This is a genomic window from Pirellulales bacterium (genome assembly GCA_035533075.1).
GTDB lineage: Bacteria > Planctomycetota > Planctomycetia > Pirellulales > JAICIG01 > DASSFG01.
The window spans coordinates 1-17809 of the sequence record DATLUO010000119.1; the positions used below are offsets into that span (position 1 = coordinate 1).

Here is a 17809-nt window from a genome sequence, read left to right on the forward strand (position 1 = left end):
TTCACCCGACTTAGAACCTCCAAACGACGCCGCTCCTTGCCGCTCATCCGAATTGTCTCCATGAACACCTCCTTTGAAGAGGTGATTGTGGGGACATTTCTACCTGCGCCTTAAGGGGACATTTCTATCTGCGCATTACACGCTACTAGTTGCCTTGCTTGACGCTGCAAAACCAACTGGCTAGTCTACGTGCCGAAGGGAGCCGCGGCCATTGGTCGTTGACTCTCAGCAAAGCGCGTTGTTTAATGGTATCTGTTCAAAAGATCATAGCATAAGCCCAAGGAAGGCCAACGATGGATCGGCAGCAAATCGGCCTTAAACTCGCTCTGGATCAACTTGGCCTCCCTGCGCGCCTCAGTTCCTTCGATGACCGCTTGGTTCTGCAAAAAGGGGTTTACCTGGCCCAAGCGGCGGGCGTGGACCTGGGTTACTTTTTCCACTGGTACCTGCGCGGCCCCTACTCGCCGTCCCTGACTCGCGATGCCTTTGCGATGGTCAACGACATCAAGGGCGGACTGGACGGCTCCGAAGGCTGGCAATTCGACGAGACGTCGGTCCAACGTCTTGCCAACTTGAAACCGCTGATTCGCGAGGCGCAGCCGCCGCAACTTGCGGCGCGACTGGAGCTGCTCGCCTCCGTGCTGTTTTTATTGTTGAACAAGCGATGCCACCCAGACGACAATGCGGGCTTGCGCGAAGTGCTCTTGCGCTACGGCAAGCAATTTACCCAAGAGGAAATCGACGACGCTGTCGGGAAGTTGAGGCAATATGGCCTCGTCGCGGACCAGAAATAAAACCAAGCTCATCGTCGATTCCATTCACGGCGATATCCACCTCACGCCGATCGAGCAGCGGGTCGTCGATACCGCCTCTTTTCAGCGGCTGCGGCATCTCCGGCAGCTCGGCATGGCCCAAGCCACGTATCCCAATGCGACCCACACCCGATTTGCCCACAGCCTGGGCGTGCTCGGGATCATGGAGCACGTCACGCGAGTTGCCAAAGCCGCGCTCTCATTGAAACGCACAGAAGTCGAAGACATCCGCCTCGCGGGACTGTTGCACGACGTCGGCCACTACCCCTACTCGCATCTGATGGAGAAGGTCGACAAGGTGGAGCTGGCCGAGGAGTTCGTGGCCTCTGCACGTGTGCTTCCGGCCGATATCACCAAGTATCCGGACCATGAGGCCCTTGGTGAGCTGATTGTGACGCAGCAGCGCGATGTCATTAAAGCGCTTGGTGGCCGGAAACGAGCCGAAGAGATTGCCGCGCTCTTTACTCGGAAAACCACGGCGAACCCCCAGTTGAGCAAGCTGATTCACAGCAGCCTCGATATGGACCGGCTCGATTACCTGTTGCGCGACTCGCGCGCTGCCGGAGTGCCCTACGGACAAATCGACCTCAACTATCTGTTGAATAACTTGCAGGCCAGCCCGAGCGGCGTTCTCGGCGTCTCGGAGAAGACCATCACGGCGGTCGATCATTATCTACTGGCGCGGTTCTTCATGCACCGCGGTGTTTATTATCACAAAACGACGTTCGGTCTGGAGGAAGCGTGCCGCCAATTACTGCGACGTGTCCGCGATGCGGGCATGTTCGGCATACCGCTCGACGGCAACGCGGTCGCGGCGCTCGTGACCGGGCCGGCGCTCGGTCGGTTCACGGATGCGTTCGTCGATGCGATTGTCGAGAGAGCCGCCGTCGACGGCGACGCCGTGATGAAGGCGTTGGCGAATTCAATTCGCCGGCGACGGCCGCCCAAGCTGTTGAAGGAGGTAACCGTGCTGGCGCGAAATGACACGCGGGCGCACGACGGCATTGTTTTCAAGAACAACTGCAAGCACCAGTTGAAATCGCTTGCCGACGCCCACGGCGTGCCGCTGGGCCGGTTCTTGGTCTGCGAGACACGGCCCCTGACCTTGGAAGAGCGCGGGGCGCTGCTTACTGAAGACGAGGCTCGGTCGCTGGGTCCCGAGGACCGCGAAGAGATCATCAAAGTGTTCATCGCTGGCAAGGACGAGCCGGTCTCTGTCGTCAGCATCCCGCACAGTATCGTTCACATCTGTTCCAATCATTTCTTTCAGGCGTTCCGCCTCTACTTCGTTTCCGGCGACGGCGATGACGAGTTGGTCGAGCGGCTTCGCGCGGAGGTACGCGGTTGGTAATGGTCCTTTTCCGCTATCACCGTAGACCAAACTCGGCGATCAAGTCGGGACGCTGGGCGAGGAGGTGTTCGAGGTGGCTTTTGGGCCATAGCTCAATGCGCATGGCCTGCTCCGATTGATTGTGCCGCTCGACCCAATCCACGGCGTCGCAAGCCGCGATCCAAAAAATCTCTAGCCAAACCGCTGTACTTTTGCCGATCTACCGGTATAATACCGGTGTTCCCTGCTTATAGCTTGGAACCTACAAAGGCTTGGGCCGCTGGGCCGTAACCAGCGGTCATTCTTTTTTGGGCCAAATGCGTTTGTTCCGCGGGCCTCTCCGCACCCGGTCCGGGTGGTCGTGAATATAGGCGGTGATGAAGCGAGCTCGCTTCGTCACGCGCTCGTCCAACTGGATCACCACGAGATAGTTCCCGGCCACCAACGTCAGGCGGCGCTTGGTCCCGCTTTCGTGCAGCGTTTCGAAGATCTCGGCGGCGTCGGATTCGAGGGCAAAACGGATCCAGTCGATGCGTTTCGCGCGCTCAGTGCAAAAAACATCCTTCGTTGGGTTGCGACGGTCGGAACTCTCGAAGAACGCGTGGTCGAACATCTCCGGGAAGAACTGAACCACGATGCCGTCGAAGGTTTTCATTCCGCCGGCGACCTTCACATAGCAGCGCTCAAAGTGCTCGCGATAGGCCTTCTCGTCGGCATATACGACGTAATCGGGCAGCCCCATCACCAGCCCCCGCCAAGATCGATTTTGAAAATATTGAACTTCGCGACGTCGCGTGAGGTCGGCAAGATTTTGCGATTTAGTCGGCCTTCGAGGCGATCGATCACCGCCTTCCGGGCCGGGCTTGCGGGCATGCCGTGAAAGCGGGCCGAGACGGCGCCCGTCAGCACGTCGGTCAGTTGAATGAACTGGCTGTCGCGCGAGTCGAGCGCCTGCACGCGCGCCACTTCAGAGCTGATGTTCGTGCGATCGAGGCATCGGCGCAAGACCTTCAGCCGGTCACGCTCGCGGTTTCGCTTGTGGTCGACGAAGATCTCATAGCGGTTGAAGTCGAAGATCCAGTGGTGTAGCAACTGGTAATAGAATTTGTAGAAACCCAGTTCCTGGTCGGCCTCGTGAAATTTCAACAGATTGACTTGAGGCACATCGACGACGATGCACCGGTAGCGGCAATCCAGCTTCTTGGCTACAAACCAGTCGATGACTTCGAGATAAAATGCCTGCCGCGCCGGCGCGACCGACCGCCACTTCATTTCACCGAACGTGGTATGCCGGTTGCGGATGGCGTTCAACTCTTCCTTGAACACCGCGCGGTCGGTCGCCTTGATCCACAGGCTGCCGATGACCATGAAGCGGCCGATGCCTTCGCGTTGCGAGGCAAAAAGATCCGGCCGGCTTTCGTCACAGTAAACTTCAAAGTCCATCACAAATCCCCGCTACGGTCGACTGTCGTTATCATCGCAGGCTAAACTCGGCGATCAAGTCGGGGCGCTGGGCGAGGAGGTGTTCGAGGTGGCCTTCGGGCCACAGCTCGCTGCGGATGGCCTGGTCCGATTGATTGTGCCCTCGACCCAGTCGATGGCGTCGGTCGTGAACCGCCCTGACGTCGCGACGATCAGCACATCGACGCGCGGCGGTTTCCGATGCCGCATCTGCTCGCGCAGCTTTGTCACCTAATCGAGAAGGCCCCCTCTCAGGCAATGTTTGCACGGAATCACGACTCGAAAACGCCGCGTGCCAGCCAATGAGTCGCGGTAGACGCGATCGACCGACAAGTCTCGCGGCAATCCGCTATGAGGTTTCCACGTGATAATGCTCTGGCGGAAGCAAGCGGGCCTGCCTCGCCAGTTCAACGGAAAGGCCGCTTTCGGCCGTACCAGCGCTAAAGCAAGTGACCGTGACTCTCCGACCCAGCGCAATCCGCCGGTAAAACGGCCGGGATCGGCGCAAACTCCTCGCTTGAACATGGCCGAAGACCGTCCGGCCAGCAGCCTCGCATGCGGCAGAGCAAGCGGTTTTGCAATGGGGCGTCGTGGTTCACTCGATCCACCACCAACTCGACGAAGTACACGTCGCATTTCGAGAGCAGGATCCCAGCATCGTGAGCAAGGTATCGCGGAACGTAGCCGACCATGACCCGATCGGCGTCCGTCCGCACCGCGACCGCACGCGGATCGACCGGGTTCTGCAGATCGGGCATCAAACACAGTTTATCGCCGGGTTGCAACTCGTTGATCCTTTCGATTGCCCAACGCGGTACCAAGCGAACGCCGTGCAGGAAGAACTTATTCAGGTAACAACCTTCACCATCCGGAATCGCGCACGGAAAAACCTCGATGGCGTCCGTTTGTCGAATGCCCTCCGTGACTCCCAACACCACGATTGGGTCGGGCGGATTGTCGGGATCGAAGCCGCTCCAGCGCAGGTACGCCTCATACTCCGGCCGCGACGACGGCAAAAGCCGATTCGCAAAGACCGGAAAGAGGCTTTCGGATTCATAGACTTGGTCGAGCTGTTCCATCTGTGCGAATGCCCGGAAGCCGCCATTGACGGCGCCGCGCGTGTAATAGAAGCGATAGAGCTGGCCGTCGTGTTCCAGACGTCCGATCGGGCGCCAGCCGGTTTCCTGTGGTGTGCCCGGCCGCCAGGCGACAAATAATGAATTCATGGTCCCTCCAAGATAGCCCATACGTCGTCAAAGTTCACCTTGCTCAGGTGATCGAGCCACGCCGCCGCTCCGGTTGGCGTGATTCTGCCGAAGGCTTTGAAGGCGTCAAGCGTTCCCAATGGCCGGCTATCGGTTGGCGTCGCATAAAACGCGGACCTCGCTCGCTCGGCAAACGCGGCAACAATGCGGTTTTTATCCCGCGTGGTTAAGCGTTCCCGCCGCTCTTCGTCGGTCAGATTTCTGGCCAATCCGGCGCCATGGTCATACGTCGGTGCCAGCCGCATTTCGTCATCGCGCAGGGCCGCCCAGTTTTCGTGGTGCCGGTCCTGATTTGCGATCCAGGCGTCAAGCATCACGTAGCCGGCGAAAAGCTCCAGTGCCGAACCGATTGCCGGCGGCACGCCGGTCACCCATTGGCCCGCTGGTGGCTGTAAGCTCGCGACGACCTCAGCGACGGCATCGACCGAATGCTGGCGCACTTTGAAGCGTTGCGCGGTGGGATAGGCGGCATCACGGGCAAGCAGAAGTTGATTGCCCAAGACCGGCACGAGGCCGGATGGTAGCTTGTTCATCTTAACCCAAACTCGGCGATCAAGTCGGGACGCTGGGCGAGGAGGTGTTCGACGTGGCTTTCGGGCCACAGCTCGCTGCGGATGGCCTGGTCCGATTGATTGTGCCGCTCGACCCAGTCAACGGCGTCGGTTGTGAACCGCCCTGACGTGGCGACCATCAGCACGTCGACGGCTCCGGCGGCGGCTTCGACGGCCGCGACGCCTGCCGGCCATGTGCGTTGGCAGCGGGCACGGCGGCTCCTTTAACCGCATCTGCTCGCGCAGCTTGGTCACTTCCGTCGAAGGAAACGCGCGTCGCTTGTTCGGCGGGGCGGCCGATCAATGTCGGTTCGGCGATTTTTCTGGTGCCGACAAGTCGAACCGGTAACAACGGTTCCAGAACGCGGGGTAGATGTCTCGCGTGCGCTCCACAGCATCCGGCGTCATGGCAAACACGACGCAAAGATCACCTGACGCAGTGGTGGCCAGGAGACGTCTGAGCGTGGCGCGATAATCGTGCGCGTCTTTACGCGTCAGGCCCCGGTACAGCGAGACCTGGAAGAACTCGTCGAAAAGCAGCGCCGCGCGCTCGACGCCCTCGGCCACGCGCAGCAGCCTCAGGATGGCCTCAAAGAGACGATCCTGCTCCCTGCTCGGCGCCATGACGCCCGAGTCGGCCGTTATGAAACGCCGGAAATCGAACCGCGACGGCCCGGCTGTCTCGGCAAAGATTCGTCCACGGCGATTCGCAGTTTCCACATGCTTCGTTATCCCGGCCTCGATCAGGCCTTGTTGCAGACCTTCCATGCTGCTTGAAGGCGTCACAGCAAAGCGCGCCAAGTAAGCTTTCATGCCTGCGCCGAGCAGACTCGGCCGGTAGATCGCAGCAAGCTCATACAGCAGCGTCGCAAAACGCTTGCGGCCAATGCGGGCCAGTAGCGCGTCGGCCAGTTGCCGGAAGGAGACGTCGGGGTCCGAAAAACGATAGCTCAGAATCCTCCGTCTCGGCATTTCGACGCGCTCGAGCCATCGCAGCACGCAGGTTTTGCCGGTTCCAGCGCCGCCGACGATGGCGAGCGCGCGACGACGGCCGCGGCTGGTGAGCCGATCTAACCGTGCAACCAAAGTTGCCTTACACGACTCCGGCAGCCAGAACGGATCGGTGCCTGCCGCGACGGATGGTTTATTAAGTGTCTGGTCCGTCAAGCTGGTGAGCTTCGCCATTTCAACGTCTCCCGGAGAATTCTGCGGTCCTCCAATGCCGCCGACAATCGAAGCCGCGGCTTCACGTGTGGTTGACCAAAGCCGAAACGAACTCATCGGGAGCCGACCAGCGCACGACAATTGACGTTTCCTCCGCGAGATTGAAATCCTCAGCCGTCCACACGTCGATCGTGTCGTCAAATAGGGAAACAAACCGCACAGCCTCTGGGCCGATCTTGAACTGGTTTAGGTCAAACCAGGTGGCGATGGTGTGATCTAGGATTCGGCGTGCAGCCGACCTGCTGCCGGTGCTCAAAACGGAGACGAGCGCGCTGCGCTGTGGCGTGCGCGTGTGAAAATCGATCGTGTAGCTTCGCCCAGATCGGCCGATGAGCGTCTCGCCTCGTTCGAAGGCGATTTCGCGTTCGCGCAGCACGTCGGCAACTTCGTCGCCAATAGATTCGAACACGCGGGTCCGGAAGGTAAACCAAAGATCGGCGACCCGAAGCGCCGCTTGCGCGACGCGCGTGACACAGGCGCCAAAGGATTCGTCGGGGCGATGTCGCGTCTGCAACGCTCCTTTGAAAAACTCGACTCATAGATCGAGCCGAGATGGCGGACTTCGAGCGATTTGTAGTCGATAAAGACGAGTCCCAACGTGCGCTCATCCTGGTCTCGGGCGAGTAGGTCGATGGCCAGGGCCAGGTAGCGATCGGGTATCTTGTGCTCCGCCAGGAAGCGGCTGATGTGCTGTTCGTGCGTGACGCTTAGGGGTACTGCCTCCTCGCTCGCGCTTCGGGTTGGTGCCTGCTCGCTGACGCGGGTTTGTGCCTCGTCGCTGACGCGGGTTTGTGCCTCCTCGCTGACGCTTCGGGTTTGTTTGCCGTGGGGTCCGTTTAGGCCGGACGTGAATAGCCCGCCGTTGTAGGTCGGGACGTTGAGCACAGGATCGCCCTTGTCCATTGCGCGGAACAGTTGGCCAAGCCGATCGTAGAGCGCCGTCTCCTCGGGCGAGTAGACGTTTTGCAGGCGTTCGGCCACTTCGCTTTCCGCTACGCCCGCCTTGCCGGCAATCTCCTCCTTGATCTTCTTCAGGCTGGCCTCGTGATACGGCGCCTCGCGGATGGCTAGGAGATCGCGGCTTTCGGCATAGAGTAAGTAAAGCAGCCGGTAGAGAAGCGTCAGGGTCGCCTCGAAGATGTCCGCCAGTTCCTCGTCGTTCGGCTCCTTGTTCTGGCCAAGGCGCTGCTTACGGTCAACGAGGAAGCCTTGTGCCAGATGCGGAAAGATCGTGACAAAGATGCGGTCCTTGAGCCGCTCGCCTAAACGCTTGGCGTACTCCCGGCTGCCAAGCAGGATGGTATCGAGCCAATAAGCCGTAGGCGAGCGGGAGGCGTCAGCCTCCCGGTCGGTCAGATTTCGCGCGTTCGTTACGGCGTCCGCGGAAGTTGTCGTACTACCGGCACACTGACGTGTGCCGCTCGCCACCGGCTGAAACGCCTCGGGGCGAAAGAACAGCGACCAATAACGGAAGGCCTCGTTGGGGTCGGTGTCCCCCGATGCCGTGAGGGCCTCGACCAGATCGACTTCATAGAAGTTGGTCGCACGTGCGTGCGCCTGGCGGCTGTAGAGCCGCCACAGCCGGCCGTTCGTTACGATGATCCAGTCGGCCATGCCGGCGTCGAGCGCGGTGACCACGCAGGCGCCCGGGTTTTCTTCGGGCGTGTCGATGTCGTTCAGGTCGGGGCCGTCCAGCCAACGGTCCCAGGCATAGACGAAGGCAGCCGTCAGCGTCTTGCCGTCGCCGGCTTTCAATAGATAGTCGGGCTGGGTTTGATCGCTCTTGCTCGGCCGGTTCACGACCGCGTTGAAGCCGAGTCGCTTGAACAGCGGCTGGAACAGCTCATCGCGCAGCGTCTGTTCGTCCTTTGTCACCCAGCGAGCTTGGGCGTCGCGCAGCGAATCACGCACGAAGGCGAAAAGCTCAGAAGGGTTGTCCCGCCAAACGGGATCGTCGCGCAAGCGCTCGCGCAAGAAATGATCGGAGAACAGCCCCCGGTTTTGAAAATATTCGCCGGTGTAGGCCGCGGCGTCGAAGACGCTGCGCAACTTGTCGAACTGCTCCAGCGCATCGCGGCAGGTCCAGGTGAAGCGGCGCAGTGTCCGCAAGTCGAGCCGAGTGGGATTGCGGCGGTTGACGCTGATCGTCTTGGGAACGACCTGGATGCGCTCACTGGTCGCAGGCCCCTTCTGCTCTCGCTTTCGCTTGTCGAGGAACACGAACTCCAGCGTGTCGAAGTCTGAGGCGAGCACGAGCAAGTGGTCGAGCGTGCCGCGGCCCAGAACCCGCACGAGATCGTTGCGGACCTTGGCCGTGAGCGACTTCGGCTGGGCGAAGACGACTCGCAGGAACTGTTCGGGGTCTTCCGAGAGCGTCTCGATCCGCTTGACGGCGCCCGCCGTTTCGCCCGAAAGCCCGATGGCTTCCGGCGAAAGCGTCGCGCGGCCGGCGGTATCGTAGCCGAGCTTGGCGAAAAAGGCGGTGATCGCGTCCGGCGACGCCAGTTCCGCGACATCGCGAGGCGAGAGGTCTAAATCGGTGACGTGCGGCACCAGGTGCTCCCCATGACGTTAAGGCCATATCCGGACTGGCATTAGCCTAACAAACCCGCGGGGGAAGTTCATCTGGTCGTTGGAATGGCGGCGTCAGTTGCACCTAACCCGCCGCTCGCTCCGACGGCGGCAGCTCAGGCCGGACCGTCGCCTGCCGCACGAACGCGATGCAGCCCGCCGACAACAGCCGGAAATGTGCCCGGCACGGCACGGGCACGCGCTCGTCCAGGCGCGCGATCGGTGCGAACAATGGGGCTGGCTGCGCTGGTTGCGGAAGAATTTCGAGGGCCCGGTCCGCACGGCGCAGCGCTATATGAGAGTCGCGCGGCACTTGCCCGCCAGCGGCATCGATGCGACGCGCGTGTCGCATCGGTCGCAGACGGCGCTCTTGCGCGGCGTGGTGTTTACGGAGCCGTCGGCACACTCACAAGTCTTCGCCCGCCGGCGGCCGCTCTCGCGGAATCGCATCCAAAAATGCCCGCACCAAATGGTCTTCCGTGCCCAACTGGCCGGCACGCTTGAAAAACGTCTTGGCCCGCGAGGGCTGTTCGTCGAAGAAAAGCTCCACGGCCAGCAGGAATATCAGATCCGCGTTTTCGGGATGCTTTTCCGCCGCGGTGGCCAACTGCTCCAGGTGCATTTGCTTGGCGGCACGGTTCTCGCCATAGATCTGATCGACGCGAAACCGGCTCGTCGGCCAGTCAGGATCGAGTGCCATGCCGCGCCGGACAGATTTCATGGCCGGGGCGTATCGGCCCAGCGCGATTTGCGCCAGCGCCTCGCGAAAATACGCTTCGGCCAGGTTCGGCGCCGCTTCGCTCGCTTTGCGATAGCGCTGCTGCGCTTCCGAAAACTCCTGTTGTCGAAATCGGGCGTCGCCATATTCGATAAACTGCCGCGCCCGCGCGGTCGCCTCGGCGTTGGCCACACGCACTTTCAGCCCGGCCGGCTTCTCACCATCTTCGACGTCGGGCAGTTCGGCATTTGTCCTCATTACTCGCGGCACGATGTCGGGAACGCTTGGCGGGGGCGCCGTGCCCGTATTCGGCCAGCCATAGAATTGAGCCAGCGCCTGCGGACCGAACCAGGCGTTGGCCGGTACGACCACGGGCGGCAGCGCATAACCGCCGTACCAGGGCGCGACGGGCCAGCCGTACAAATACGGACAGAGCAAGGGGTAGCCAACGCCGAAGCCAAAGTACGGGCCGGCCCCGCCGGCCAGCCCGTGGTGTTGCGCCATGCCTGCCGACCCATAACCGTGATGCTGGGCCAGCGCGCCGGCACCGCCCGTCGCCAGCAACAGGCCGGCAGTCACAAGTGAGAGTCGGTTCCACATGCGTTTCTTTCCGCGGCCCCGTCGAGCGCGCTCCGCGCCGCAGCCGATTGTATACTTCACGCGGCCGAGAATGAGACATTGGCGGTGGCTGGGGCAGAGCCTGGCCGCGTGAAGTGTATTCTCCGCCCTTGTGCCATTCTGGGCAAGCGGACTCGGTCCGTCGCTTGGGGCCCCAGAACCGGATCAGCCCGCCGTTTTGGCGAAGTATTCGTCCGAAGCAGCCAGCGCGGCGATCACCAGTTGGTCGGTCCCGCCATCCTGGAGCAGGCCGGCGAAATATCCTTGCCCGCCCGCGTCCGCCGGGCGGTCGAGCAGGTCCAAATAGAAAGACTGCACCAGGTCGTCGAGATATTCTTCGCTGCCCAGCACCATCGAGGCCACCTGCTGTCGTGGAGCACCGGCGTTCAAAAGCTGGTCGAAAAAGCCGCGAGCGCCGCTGTCGATGGGGCGGTGCAAGGCGTCCTCAAACAGAGCGCTAAGGAAGCCGTCGTTGCTGGCCCCGCCGCGGTTCTGGTAATACTCAGGCGAGGCGATGATGATCGCCGCCAGATCCTCGACCGTATTGCTCGCCAGGTAGGAGGTCCAGAACTCCCGGCCCCCCGCATCCGCCGAGCGATGCAAATAGGTCTGATAGACCTGGTTGACCTCGTCGCCGCGATACTCGGCGCTGCCTTCGATCGCGAACACCAGGTCGGCCCGTGTCAGCCCGTTGGCCAGCGCGCCCGACCAGAACGTGAGCGCGCCCACGTCGGCGGCACGGTGCAGCAGGTCGCCGAACACCTCGTTGATCCAGCGCGTGGTGGGCGTGCCCGACGTGCCATCGGCCAAGGGCGGCTCGACGAGCGAGGCCGAGGCAGAGGCCGTTGCCGACGTCCCTCCCAGACCGTGTACCGTGACGGTGAAGTTATATTGGCCTTCGTCGGGATACGCGTGCGTGCCCGAGACGTCGAACCCGGTCCCGTCCGCCGACACGATTCCTTGCGAAGTCGTGCCGTCTCCCCAAGCAATTGCGGCGGAATAGCTGCTGGCGCCGGCCGATGCCCCCGGCTGAGTGAAGGTGGCCAGTTTGACGGTGAGCGAGGTCCGCTCCGACCCGCTGACCGGCACGGCCGTGACAAGCGGCGCCGACTGCGAAACGGTGACGGTGGCCGTGGCGCTGGCGGCGGCCGTGCCCGGCGGGTCGTCGGCAATGCTGACGACGGGGGAGTACGTTCCCGCGTTGGCGTAGGCATGCATGCCGGCGATCGCGAAGTTGCCGTGGCCGCCGGACACCGTGCCGGAGTCGGTGACGCCGTCGCCCCAGTTGATGCTGGCGCTGAAGCCCGCGGCGGTGGCGGCCAAGTTGGTGTCGCTGACGGTAGCCAACGTGCCGCTCAGCGTATTGCCGGAAATGGTGCTCAGCGAGGCGGGGGTGACCACGAACGAATCGCTGTCGGCGGCGCTGGCCGTCGAGTGGACCGTCGCTCGGGCCGTGCCACCGATGTCTTGAACGACGGAAGTGATGGTGAACGGTCCTTCGTCGGCGAAGGTGTGCGTGCCCGAAACCGTGAACGTGCCGGCCGACTCGCCGACGGTCCCCGTCGTCGTCGTTCCGTCGCCCCAGTCGATCGTGGCCGAGAAACCGCTGGCGTCGGCTCCGGCCCGCGTGTCGGTGAACGTTGCCACGGCGCCGGTGAACGGCGATCCCTCCGTCGCGGAGACGGCGGTTGAGGCGCCCGTCAGCGTATCGATGTCCGCGATATTCGCGGCGCTTTGCACTGTGATGGTGCTGCCGGGATCGCTGATCGCCACGGTGACGGTTTTTGCTCCTTCATCGTTGTAGGTGTGCGAGCCATTGACGTCAAAGCCGCCGCCGACGTCGGTGGAGATCGTTCCGGTCGAGCTCGCGCCGTCGCCCCAGTCGATGGTGGCGCTGTAGTCGCTCAGCGGCCGGCCGGTGTCGGCGTCGGTGAACTTGGCCACGGTTCCGTTGAACGCCGTCGTTTCCGTGGGCGCGATCGTCTGGCTGTTGCCCGACAGGCTCGAAACCACGGTGGCGGTGAGATGGGCCTTGCCCGTGGCCCCGTCGAAGTCGTTGACCGTAACGGTGACGGGCTCCGTGCCGGCCGTGGTGTAGGTATGGGTTCCGCTGACTTGGAACGTGCCCGCGCCGGTCACGCTGCCCGACGTCGTCGTGCCGTCGCCCCAGTCGATGGTGGCCGTGTAGTCGAAGGAATTGACGCTGTTGTCCTGGTCGGTAAAGGCGGTCAACGCTCCTGAAAAGTTCATCCCTTCGGTGGCGGTGACGCGGTCCGGGGTAAACACCAGCCCCGGCGGTGAGACGCTGGCCGTGGCGGCGGCCGTGACGGTGTGCGACGAGGAATCGATCAGCGTGACCGTGATGTTCATCGTCCCGGTCGAATAATACGTGTGGGTTCCGCTGACGGCAAATCCGCCGGAGGGGAGCGCGGTGACGGTGCCTCGCAGGGCCAACGGGGTGTCGCCCCAGTCGATATAGGCCGTGTAGCTGCCGGCGGGGGCGGGCGGGGCATCGTTAAACACCGCCACCACTCCGCTGAAGGAGACATCGGCGACCGGCGAAATAACGCCGCCCAGCGCGGGAAACGGGGTCGTCTGGGCGCTGACGATCTCGCCCAGCAGCCCCTGATCTCCGCCCGCGCCGATGCCGGTGAAGAACAAGGTGGTGGGACCGCCCGCCGTCACTCCGTTGCCGAAGGTCAGTCCGTGCAGCCCGTTAATCGTCAGCGGGTTGCCCGCCGGATTGCTCAACGTGCCCAGATAGGCTCCAGTGCTGGTATCGAAGGCGTTGATTTTTCCGTCACCCGAATTGGCGACGAGCAAGTTGCCGCTGAAGTCGCCGAAATTCTGCGGCGCCACGACCATGCCCCAAGGCTCATCCAGTTTGCCGGCAGGCGCGTTTGGGCCGCCGGCAATCAGCGTTTTTTGGAAGTCTCCGTTGTAGTCGAACGAATCGACGATGCCCTGTCCCACTCCCGGCACGGCATTCTGCTGGCTGCCGTCTTGCAAGGCGTAGCCGACCAGCAGCCGCCCGCCGACGTTGGCGATGTTGTATGGAGCGTATCCGGCGGGCAGGTTCGGGTCGGTGAAGCTACCGGCCAGGGCCACGCGGCCGAAGCTGGAGTTGAACACGTCGATGCGGTTGTCGTGGAAATCGGCCGCATAGAGGTAGTTCTGGCCTCCGGTGTTGGCCAGGGCCATTCCGGTATAGACGGCGCCGCCGGTGGTGGCCGCGGTCTGCGCGGAGGTGGAGGGGGCCGGCGGCGGTACGTTGGCATTCCAGCCCGTGATGTCGCCGCTGGCCGAATCAAACAGAAACGACGCGGGTCCGCTGGCGGCGCCCGAGTGGACGGCAAAGTCGCTGCTGCCATTGGCGACCATGCCGGTGGGCGAACCGCCCGGAATCGTCATCGCCAGCGAGCTGAGCTGGAACGCCGAACCGCCGACGTCGCCTTGGTAGAGCGAAGCGGTGCCGGAACCGCGGTTGGCCAGCCAAAGATCGCCTCCGCTGGAATTGAGGGCGACGCCCCAGGGGCTGTTCAGGTTGGCATCTTGCAGCAACGCGGCGTTGGGCTGATCGGCTGCCAGGCTCAACTGCAGGTAGCCGGTGCTCAGCACGGTCCGCGGTTCCAGGGCTTCCGGACCACGGCGGCGCGCGTTCCCGGCCCGGTTGCAAGATGAAAGAGTGTTTTTTGTGCGTCGTTTCCGCCGGTGCATGTGCAATCCCCAACAATGGAGCCTCGGTCCCCAATCCTCAACAGTAACTACGGAGCCGCCTGCGAGGCAAGCAAAAAGAGCGCCCAGTTTGACTGACCGTGAAATGCGGTGTAGGGTTTCCAAGCCTCGCCGGCTTCGAGAGTCGAAAATCCTGCCCCTGCCCTAGATCCGCCCCCGCCCACCGCGGATCGCCCTGTACGCTGAGGCGTTGCTGTGATGTCTGCGCAGTTATTGGAAGAGCCACGTGCCCGGCGGCTTTGTCGCCGAGAGGCCCCCAAAATCCTCATTATCGATGACGACGACGTGATGGCCGACGTGTTGGGCCAGCGGCTCGGCCGGCAAGGCTATGAAGTCCTGGTGGCGGCGAGCGGGCAGGACGGCCTGTCGCTTGCCCGTCAGCACGTGCCCAGCCTGGTGCTGCTCGACCTGCGGTTGCCGGATGCCGACGGCTTCAATGTTTGCCACGAGCTGGCCGACGCCTCGGAAACGTGTACGATTCCGGTGATTATTCTCAGCGGCATGGAGCGGCCCGACATCATCCGCCGTTCGCGTGCCGCCGGTTGCCAGTATTACGTGCGCAAGCCCTACGACCCGAATGCGCTGCTGATCCTCGTGCAGCACGCCATTGGCGAGAGCAAAGCCTGGTAAGCGGTCCCTCTTGCCTTTGTGCGAGCGCGGCACCATTCTGAGCGATATGTACGAGATCTTCGAGCACACGGCCGATCTGGGGCTGCGCATCCGGGCGGCCGACCTGCCGACGTTGTTCGCCGATGCCGGCCGCGGCCTGACGTCGATCATCGCCGCGAACCTCGACGAGATCCGGCCTGTCACAGAGGTGCCGCTGCGCGTGACCGGCGGCCGCTTGGATCTCATCCTTTTCGATTGGCTGAGCGAGATTTTATATCTGTTTGAATCGGAACACCTATTGCTCGCGCAGTTCGACGTGCGGTTCGCCGACGACGTTTTGCAGGCCACCGCGCACGGCGAACCGCTTGACGAGGCCCGCCATCAGTTGGAGCACGAAGTCAAAGCCATTACCTACCACGGACTCAAGGTCGAACCGACGCCCGACGGTTGGCTGGCGGAAGTGATTGTGGATATATAACGATGGCTAAAGACGCTTACCGCGGACCGCTGGAAAAGGTCAACGACAATCTGTGGCGCATTCCCAAGAGCTACAAGCAGGGCATGCGCGTCGACGGGTTGATCTACGCCAGCGAATCGCTGATGGAGTTGATTCGCGACGATCAGGCGCCCGAACAGGTGGCCAACGTGGCCTTTTTGCCGGGCATCCAGCACGCCAGCCTGGCGATGCCCGACATCCATTGGGGCTACGGCTTCTGCATCGGCGGCGTGTGTGCCACCGATCCCCAGGAAGGCGGCGTGATTTCGCCCGGCGGCGTGGGCTACGACATCAACTGCGGCGTGCGGCTGGTGCGGTCGAACCTGTTCTATCAGGACGTCAAGCCGCACCTCACCGAGCTGGTCGAAGAGATGTTCCGCCAGGTGCCGACCGGTGTCGGACGTTCGGGCAAATATCGCTTCGACGCCCGCGAGCTGAAGCGGCTGATGGCCGAAGGTCCCAGCCGGCTCGTCGAACGCAGCCTGGCCGTGCCCGGCGACATCGACCACACCGAGGCCCGCGGCCGGCTGGAAGGCGCCGAGCCGGAGAACGTCAGCGAGCGGGCTTTGGAACGCGGCAAAGACCAGTGCGGCACGCTCGGTTCGGGCAACCATTTTATGGAGGTGCAGGTGGTCGATGCCGTGTTCGACGACGAGGCCGCCCGCAGCATGGGCCTTTCCAAAGACATGGTCTGCGTGATGATCCATTCCGGCTCGCGCGGGCTGGGCTACCAGGTTTGCGACGATGCCTTGCGGCTGCTGCGCGGCGTGCCGGAGAAGTACGGCATCGATCTGCCCGACCGCCAATTGGCCTGTGCCCCGGTTGAAAGCCACGAAGGCGAGCACTACCTGGGGGCGATGCGGGCGGCGGCGAACTACGCCTGGTGCAACCGCCAGCTTTTGATGTGGCAGGCCCGCGAGACGTTCGAGACGATCTTCGGCCGCCGCTGGGAAGAGCTGCAAATGAACCTGGTCTACGACGTGGCCCACAACATCGCCAAGTTCGAAGAGCACATGATCGGCGGGCGCACGCGCCGGCTGTGGGTGCATCGCAAGGGGGCGACGCGGGCCTTTCCGCCCGATCATCAGGAAGTGCCGCCGAGGTATCGCCGCATCGGCCAGCCGGTGATCATTCCCGGCGACATGGGCCGGGCAAGCTGGGTACTGGTCGGGCAGCAGGGCAGCATGGAGCAGACCTTCGGCACCGCCTGTCACGGCGCGGGCCGCGTGATGAGCCGCACGGCCGCGATCAAGCATGCGCAAGGCCGTCGCATCGACCAGGAGCTGAAGCAGCAGGGCATCATCGCCCGTGCGCGAAGCTGGAAGGGGCTGGCCGAAGAGCAACCGGCGGCCTACAAGGACGTCAGCCTGGTGGTCGACGTGGTCCACCAGGCGGGTCTGGCCAAGAAGGTCGCCCGCATGCGGCCGATCGGGGTCATCAAGGGATAGTCTCCGACCGGGGCACCGAAAAAGCATCATGCATACGCATTAAGCAGCCAGCGCGAAATCAGTACCGTTGGGTGGTGTACTGTCAAAAACCCCGTGTTTCATCGGTGTGGGCAAATTTGCCCACACCGTGCGCGGCCGGGCGGCATTCGGCGGTCGCGCTGGCCGCTGCTTCATTCTTCGGCACGGCTGACACTCGCCCAACCACGCCCCCTGAACCCTTCTCAAGCGACTTTGGACGTGCTTTACTCGGCGCCGATCGGACAATCGCGGCGCAAACAACGGACCACGGACCACGGACCACTAACCACAGCGCCGGCCACAGCACGAACAACGCCACCCAGGTCGTCTTGGTCAGCTCGGCCAGCCCCAGCACGATGCCCACCACGAGCGCGCGGTCCCAGGACGGATCTTTCAGCCATTTCCAAAAGCATTCGCCCGCCGCCACACCGAGCGCCGTCGCCCCGGCGTCGGCATTGATAATCTGGCCATAAGCCAACACATTCGGGCAAAAGCACCACAGCGCGAGCGCCATGATGCCCGCCGCGTCGCCATACAGCTCGCGGGCCCAGCGATAGCATACATAGCCGCCCAAGAGCACGATGGGGATGAGCGCCCAGCGGGCCAGCGTGACCAGCCAAATCACGCGCTCGCCGTTGGCATGCACGAAGTCGTCCATGACGGTGAAGTCCGGCCGCGTGCCGACGCCCTCCGAGTAGCCGCTCCAATCGGTCTTGGCCCCGGCGGCGATCGCCGGCAGCGCCGCGACCATCCGCACCAGCGGCGGATTGACCTTGAACAACGCAAAGCGGCCCAATTCCCAATGGCTGATTCCGGCGGCCAGGTGCGCGGCCTCATCCATGACCGGACTGTGCAGCGCCGCGCTCGTGAGCAGCGCGAGCGCCTGGCCGGCCAGCAGGCAGACAACCGATATTCGGCGAGGCGGCTTCATTCACAACGCATGATAACCGACC

General features: G+C 62.9%; 17 protein-coding genes. 5 read left to right on the top strand and 12 right to left on the bottom strand.

Going from position 1 to position 17809, the window contains the following annotated elements:
* The first annotated feature begins 293 nt into the window (after positions 1–293).
* Both VNH11_15195 and VNH11_15200 read left to right on the top strand, forming a co-directional pair.
* Complete coding sequence (locus tag VNH11_15195; protein ID HVA47714.1) at positions 294–794, top strand: hypothetical protein; 501 nt, start codon at positions 294–296, stop codon at positions 792–794.
* Complete coding sequence (locus tag VNH11_15200; GenBank protein HVA47715.1) at positions 769–2163, top strand: HD domain-containing protein; 1395 nt, start codon at positions 769–771, stop codon at positions 2161–2163. The genes VNH11_15195 and VNH11_15200 overlap by 26 nt, the downstream gene beginning before the upstream one ends.
* A gap of 277 nt (positions 2164–2440) precedes the next feature.
* Here VNH11_15200 and VNH11_15205 read toward each other — a convergent pair whose 3' ends face one another.
* The 11 genes from VNH11_15205 to VNH11_15255 all read right to left on the bottom strand — a co-directional run bounded on the left by VNH11_15205 (position 2441) and on the right by VNH11_15255 (position 14168).
* Positions 2441–2887, bottom strand: coding sequence for a hypothetical protein (locus VNH11_15205; GenBank protein ID HVA47716.1), 447 nt, complete (start codon positions 2885–2887; stop codon positions 2441–2443).
* Positions 2884–3585, bottom strand: coding sequence for a DUF3800 domain-containing protein (locus tag VNH11_15210; protein HVA47717.1), 702 nt, complete (start codon positions 3583–3585; stop codon positions 2884–2886). Before VNH11_15210 ends, VNH11_15205 begins: the two co-directional genes overlap by 4 nt.
* Before the next feature lie 458 nt (positions 3586–4043).
* On the bottom strand, positions 4044–4829 hold the full coding sequence (locus VNH11_15215) for an HIRAN domain-containing protein (protein HVA47718.1): 786 nt from the start codon (positions 4827–4829) through the stop codon (positions 4044–4046).
* Positions 4826–5401, bottom strand: coding sequence for a hypothetical protein (locus tag VNH11_15220; GenBank protein HVA47719.1), 576 nt, complete (start codon positions 5399–5401; stop codon positions 4826–4828). Before VNH11_15220 ends, VNH11_15215 begins: the two co-directional genes overlap by 4 nt.
* A complete protein-coding gene (locus VNH11_15225) occupies positions 5398–5559 on the bottom strand; it encodes a hypothetical protein (GenBank protein ID HVA47720.1) in 162 nt (53 codons plus the stop codon). The genes VNH11_15220 and VNH11_15225 overlap by 4 nt, the downstream gene beginning before the upstream one ends.
* A 160-nt stretch (positions 5560–5719) precedes the next feature.
* Complete coding sequence (locus VNH11_15230; protein ID HVA47721.1) at positions 5720–6604, bottom strand: hypothetical protein; 885 nt, start codon at positions 6602–6604, stop codon at positions 5720–5722.
* 61 nt (positions 6605–6665) lie between these two features.
* Positions 6666–6899 carry a hypothetical protein gene (locus VNH11_15235; GenBank protein ID HVA47722.1) on the bottom strand — a complete coding sequence of 78 codons (234 nt, stop codon included), beginning with the start codon at positions 6897–6899 and terminating at the stop codon, positions 6666–6668.
* Positions 6896–9196, bottom strand: coding sequence for a hypothetical protein (locus VNH11_15240; protein HVA47723.1), 2301 nt, complete (start codon positions 9194–9196; stop codon positions 6896–6898). The genes VNH11_15235 and VNH11_15240 overlap by 4 nt, the downstream gene beginning before the upstream one ends.
* 103 nt (positions 9197–9299) lie before the next feature.
* Entirely contained in the window at positions 9300–9446 is a 147-nt protein-coding gene (locus VNH11_15245) for a hypothetical protein (GenBank protein ID HVA47724.1), read from the bottom strand.
* A gap of 174 nt (positions 9447–9620) precedes the next feature.
* Positions 9621–10532: a tetratricopeptide repeat protein gene (locus VNH11_15250; GenBank protein ID HVA47725.1), complete on the bottom strand. Its 912-nt coding sequence runs from the start codon at positions 10530–10532 to the stop codon at positions 9621–9623.
* 183 nt (positions 10533–10715) lie between these two features.
* On the bottom strand, positions 10716–14168 hold the full coding sequence (locus VNH11_15255) for a TIGR03118 family protein (protein HVA47726.1): 3453 nt from the start codon (positions 14166–14168) through the stop codon (positions 10716–10718).
* Between the two features lie 315 nt (positions 14169–14483).
* Here VNH11_15255 and VNH11_15260 point away from each other — a divergent pair, with 315 nt between their 5' ends.
* Genes VNH11_15260 through VNH11_15270 form a run of 3 tightly spaced genes read left to right on the top strand, consistent with a single transcriptional unit; the run spans position 14484 to position 16838 of the window.
* A complete protein-coding gene (locus VNH11_15260; protein ID HVA47727.1) occupies positions 14484–14915 on the top strand; it encodes a response regulator in 432 nt (143 codons plus the stop codon).
* Between the two features lie 10 nt (positions 14916–14925).
* Positions 14926–15372 carry an archease gene (locus VNH11_15265; GenBank protein HVA47728.1) on the top strand — a complete coding sequence of 149 codons (447 nt, stop codon included), beginning with the start codon at positions 14926–14928 and terminating at the stop codon, positions 15370–15372.
* 2 nt (positions 15373–15374) lie between these two features.
* Positions 15375–16838: an RtcB family protein gene (locus tag VNH11_15270; GenBank protein ID HVA47729.1), complete on the top strand. Its 1464-nt coding sequence runs from the start codon at positions 15375–15377 to the stop codon at positions 16836–16838.
* A gap of 82 nt (positions 16839–16920) precedes the next feature.
* On the opposite strand, the gene VNH11_15275 is transcribed toward VNH11_15270, so the two are convergent.
* The gene (locus VNH11_15275; GenBank protein ID HVA47730.1) at positions 16921–17787 is read right to left on the bottom strand and encodes a glycosyltransferase family 39 protein; all 867 of its coding nucleotides are present in this window, start codon (positions 17785–17787) and stop codon (positions 16921–16923) included.
* Positions 17788–17809: the final 22 nt, after the last annotated feature.